Annotated in this window: 5 protein-coding genes; 4 read left to right on the top strand and 1 reads right to left on the bottom strand. The window is 69.4% G+C overall.

The window, feature by feature from the left end:
• Positions 1–90 precede the first annotated feature (90 nt).
• The 4 genes from yidD to argB all read left to right on the top strand — a co-directional run bounded on the left by yidD (position 91) and on the right by argB (position 4,093).
• Positions 91–381 (top strand): membrane protein insertion efficiency factor YidD, encoded by a 291-nt coding sequence (yidD, locus tag P409_RS26500; protein ID WP_052121428.1) that lies wholly within the window; start codon positions 91–93, stop codon positions 379–381.
• A 62-nt stretch (positions 382–443) separates the two neighbouring features.
• Positions 444–2,282 carry a membrane protein insertase YidC gene (gene yidC / locus P409_RS26505; protein ID WP_081991808.1) on the top strand — a complete coding sequence of 613 codons (1,839 nt, stop codon included), beginning with the start codon at positions 444–446 and terminating at the stop codon, positions 2,280–2,282.
• Positions 2,279–2,941 carry a ribosome biogenesis GTP-binding protein YihA/YsxC gene (gene yihA / locus P409_RS26510; RefSeq protein ID WP_052121429.1) on the top strand — a complete coding sequence of 221 codons (663 nt, stop codon included), beginning with the start codon at positions 2,279–2,281 and terminating at the stop codon, positions 2,939–2,941. The genes yidC and yihA overlap by 4 nt, the downstream gene beginning before the upstream one ends.
• Before the next feature lie 237 nt (positions 2,942–3,178).
• Positions 3,179–4,093, top strand: a complete 915-nt coding sequence (gene argB / locus P409_RS26515; protein WP_052121430.1) for an acetylglutamate kinase — start codon at positions 3,179–3,181, stop codon at positions 4,091–4,093.
• Between the two features lie 148 nt (positions 4,094–4,241).
• On the opposite strand, the gene P409_RS26520 is transcribed toward argB, so the two are convergent.
• A partial coding sequence (locus tag P409_RS26520; RefSeq protein ID WP_034845486.1) for a hydantoinase/carbamoylase family amidase occupies positions 4,242–4,977 on the bottom strand: 736 nt, incomplete at its 5' end.

Below are 4,977 nucleotides of genomic sequence, written 5' to 3' on the forward strand. Positions count from 1 at the left end.
TCCCTTCGCCGATCTCGTCGCCGATCTCGACCGTGCGCTGCAGAAGCTGGGGGCCGTGCGCCCGGCCGCGGAGGCCGGAGGGGCCGCGGCATGAGCCCGCTGGCCCATGCGATGCGCGCCCTGGTGATCGGCTACCGCTACAGCCTGTCGGCGCTGATCGGACGCCAGTGCCGGTTCGCGCCCACTTGCTCCGCATACGCGATAGAGGCTATTGAGCGGCACGGTGCGATCGCCGGGGGCTGGCTGGCCCTGCGGCGCATCGCGCGTTGCCACCCATGGGGTGGGTCGGGGTATGACCCCGTGCCCGACACCCTGACCAAGGATGCCGGTGGATCCGGCCGCGACGCCTGCTGCGGCGCGGCCCGGTCCGCCGACCAATAAACGCACGACTGACCGGCCGGCCAGATTAGACAGGCAGAGGCCGGGACCGGAGCCCTGATGCGATGACCGACCAGAAGAACCTGATCCTGGCGATCGCCCTTTCGCTGGCCATCCTTCTCGGCTTCCAGTTCCTGTTCCCGGCGCCGAAGCCCACCACCCCGTCGGGTCAGCAGCAGCCCACCACCGCCGCCACCACCTCGACCGCCTCGCCCCAGGCCCCGACCACGGTCGGCGGCGCGGCCCAGGCGCCGATGGACCGTGCCCAGGCGCTGGCCCAGACCCAGCGGGTCAAGATCGAGGCGCCGCGCGTGCACGGCTCGATCAACCTGACCGGCGGCCGGATCGACGACGTCACCCTGCGCGACTACCGCGAGACGGTGGACCCGAACAGCCCGGAGATCGTGCTGCTGACGCCGCTGGGCGGCCCGTCGGCCTATTACGCGGATTACGGCTGGGCCCCGGCCGACGCCTCGGTCGTGGTGCCGGGCGCCGGCACGGTGTGGACCGCCGACCGCGAGACGCTGACCCCGGACGCGCCGGTGACGCTGAGCTGGGACAACGGCCAGGGGCTGGTGTTCAAGCGCACCATCTCGATCGACGCCAACTACATGTTCACGGTGGTGCAGAGCGTCGTGAACAACACCGACAAGCCGGTGCAGCTGGCGCCCTATGGCCGGGTGCTGCGCTTCGGCACGCCGGTGACCCAGGGCTACTACGTGCTGCATGAGGGCCCCTACGGCGTGTTCAACGGCACGCTGGAGGAGAAGACCTATAAGGACATCCAGGACGACAAGGCGGTCAAGAACTCGACCACCGGCGGCTGGCTCGGCTTCACCGACAAGTATTGGCTGGCGGCGCTGATCCCGGACCAGGCGGTCAAGGTCGACACCCAGTTCCTGCACCAGTCGGACGGCGAGGGCCGCTACCTGGCGACCTACCAGGCCGACGCCCTGACCGTGGCGCCGGGCCAGACCGTGGACTCGACCGGCCGGCTGTTCGCCGGCGCCAAGGAGGTCGACCTGATCAGCAGCTATGCCGACACGCTGCATATCACCAAGTTCGACTTCGCCATCGATTTCGGCTGGTTCTGGTTCCTGACCAAGCCGTTCTTCAAGATCCTGGCCTGGATCCACAGCGTCGTCGGCAATTTCGGCGTCGCGATCCTGATCTTCACCCTGGCGCTGAAGCTGCTGTTCTACCCGCTGGCGGACAAGTCCTACCGCTCGATGGCGAAGATGAAGGCGCTGCAGCCGGAGATGGTGAAGCTGCGCGAGCGCTATGCCGACGACAAGGCCAAGCAGCAGCAGGAGCTGATGGCGCTGTACAAGCGCGAGAAGGTAAACCCGGCGGCCGGCTGCCTGCCGATCCTGATCCAGATCCCGGTGTTCTTCGCCCTCTACAAGGTGCTGCTGGTCACCATCGAGATGCGGCACGCGCCGTTCTTCGGCTGGATGCACGACCTGTCGGCGCCTGACCCGACCACGGTGTTCAACCTGTTCGGCCTGATCCCGTGGACCCCGCCGGCGATGCTGATGATCGGCGCCGCGCCGATCATCATGGGCTTCACCATGTTCATGCAGCAGAAGCTGAACCCGGCGCCGGCCGACCCGGTCCAGGCCAAGGTGTTCATGGCGCTGCCGGTGGTGTTCACCTTCATGCTGGCGCATTTCCCGGTCGGCCTGGTGGTCTACTGGGCGTGGAACAACACGCTGACGATCCTGCAGCAGTGGTCGATCATGAAGCGCATGCATGTGAAGATCTCGGGCGGGGTCGAGGAAGGCGCCGAGGCGCCGGCCGTGCCGCCCTCGGTCGCCCGCAAGAAGAACGGCAGCGGCGACGCCAAGGCCACCGCCGCCCCGAAGGGTCCCGCCAACCGCAAGCCGGCGGGCCGCAAGGGGTGACCGACGCGCAGGCGACCGGCGCGGACACCTACGGGCCGGAGGCGATCGAGGCGGGGCGGCTGCTGTTCGCGCAGGAATGCCGCTTCACCTGGGGGTCGGCCTCGCTGTCCGACCTGCCGCCCGCGGGCCTGCCGGAGATCGCCTTCGCCGGCCGCTCCAATGTCGGCAAGTCCAGCCTGGTCAACGCCCTGACCGGGCGGAAGACCCTGGCCCGCACCAGCCACACCCCGGGCCGCACCCAGCAGCTCAACTTCTTCGACCTCGGCGGCCGGCTGGCGCTGGTCGACCTGCCGGGCTACGGCTACGCCAAGGTGTCGAAGTCGCTGTCGCAGGGCTGGACCGACACGCTCAAGGGCTATCTGCGCGGCCGGGCGACGCTGCGGCGGGCCCTGGTGCTGATCGACGGCCGGCACGGCATCAAGGAGTCGGACGCCGAGATCCTGAAGCTGCTCGACGACACCGCCGTGGCCACCCAGGTGGTGCTGACCAAGATGGACAAGGTCGGCAAAAGCGAGCGCGAGCGCCGGGTCCCGGAGATCGAGGCGGCGCTGAAGCGTCACCCCGCCGCCTTCCCGAAGGTGATGCTGACCAGCAGCGACAAGGGCGAGGGCATCGCCGAGCTGCGCGCCTTCCTGGCGGAGATCGCGAAGAACGGATAAACCGGGACCGGTTCCGGGTTTTCCATACCGTCATTGCGAGCGCAGCGAAGCAATCCAGGGGTCGGTGCGCACCGGCCCCTGGATTGCTTCGTCGGCTTCGCCTCCTCGCAATGACGGCTGGGGAGGGGCATTCCGGAGAGATCTATCGAGCGGGAAAGCGTCCTCTCCGCGGTTGATCGCGGCGGCGCGGTCGGGCATGAGAAGAACGCCGGCCCACCGCTCGCAGGAACGAGCCCGATGACCAAGCCCTTCGCCGCCCCGCCCAAGCTGCCCGCCGCCTCGCTCGACAAGGCCAACACCCTGGTCGAGGCGCTGCCCTTCATGCGCCGCTACGCCGGCGCCACCTTCGTCATCAAATATGGCGGCAACGCCATGGGCGACGATTCGCTGACCGAGAGCTTCGCCCGCGACGTCGTGCTGCTGAAGCAGGTCGGCATCAACCCGGTGGTGGTGCATGGCGGCGGCCCGCAGATCGGCGCGATGCTGGAGCGGCTGCAGATCAAGTCGGAATTCGTCGACGGGCTGCGTGTCACCGACCGCAACACCGTCGACGTGGTCGAGATGGTGCTGTCCGGCAACATCAACAAGCAGATCGTCTCGGCCATCCAGTCGGTCGGCGGCAAGGCGGTCGGCGTCTCCGGCAAGGATGGCGGCCTGATCTCGGCCCGCAAGCTGCAGCGCACCAAGCGCGACCCCGACAGCAACATCGAGCGCATCCTCGACCTCGGCTTCGTCGGCGAGCCGGCGGCGGTGAACCCGGAGATCCTCGAGGCGTTCGAGGACAGCGACTTCATCCCGGTGATCGCGCCGATCGGCGTCGGCCCGCGCGGCGAGAGCTACAACATCAACGCCGACACCGCGGCCGGCGCCATCGCCGCGGCGCTGAACGCCACCCGCTTCTTCCTGCTGACCGACGTCGCCGGCGTGCTGGACAAGGAGAAGTCGCTGATCCAGGAGCTGCCGCTGGCCCGGGCGCGCGAGCTGATGACCGACGGCACCATCTCCGGCGGCATGATCCCGAAGCTGGAGACCTGCATCTCGGCGGTCGAGCAGGGGGTCGAGGGCGCGGTGATCATGGATGGCCGCGTGCCGCACGCCGTGCTGCTCGAGGTCTTCACCGAAGGCGGCATCGGCACGCTGATCCGGGCTTAAGTCTCCAGGCCCGCCACCTTTCTTGTCATTGCCGGGCTTGACCCGGCAATCCAGGGGCCACCGAGAGCGGCTCTTGAAAGCCCCTGGATCCTCGGGCCAAGCCCGAGGATGACAATAGAACAGGGAGGGTGAGGGGCCTGCCAACAGCCTACGCCTGCACCCCCACCAGCCCCGCCACCACATCCAGCAGCACATCGGCGCCGGCGGCCAGCTGGTCCGGCGCGGTGAACTCGGCCGGGTTGTGGCTGATGCCGCCGCGGCTCGGCACGAAGATCATCGCCGAGGGCGCGATCCGGGCGATCATCTGGGCGTCGTGCCCGGCGCCGGAGGTCATGTGCCGCCAGCGATGGCCGCGCCGCTCCGCCGCCCCGGCCACCCGCCGCACCAGCGCCGGGTCGAACCGCACCGGCTCGAACCGGGCCAGCCGCTCGGTCGCGACCGCCACCCCCTCCGCCGCCAGCGTCTCGAGATAGTCGGCCAGCGCCGCCTCGGCCGCCTGCAGCCGGCCCTCGTCCGGGTCGCGCAGGTCGACCGTGAACACGGCGCGCGACGGGATGACGTTGATCGCGTCCGGCTCCAGCCGCAGCGACCCGACCGTGGCCAGCGTCCCGGCATTGGCCCCGGCCACGCGGTCGCGCAGATGGGCGATGACGCGGGCCGCGGCCAGGCCGGCGTCGCGGCGGGCGGCGATCGGCGTGGTGCCGGCATGGTTGGCGGCGCCGGTGATGGTGATGCGCTGCCAGGAGATGCCCTGCAGCGAATCGACGGCGCCGATCGCCAGCCCCTCCGCCTCCAGCACCGGCCCCTGCTCGATATGCAGCTCCAGATAGCAGGCCGGGCGGATCGATCCGGGTTCGGAGATCGCCGGCATAGCCGATCCACTA

Origin of the sequence: Inquilinus limosus MP06 (assembly GCF_000767795.1) — a bacterium.
Classification (GTDB): Bacteria; Pseudomonadota; Alphaproteobacteria; order DSM-16000; family Inquilinaceae; genus Inquilinus; species Inquilinus limosus_E.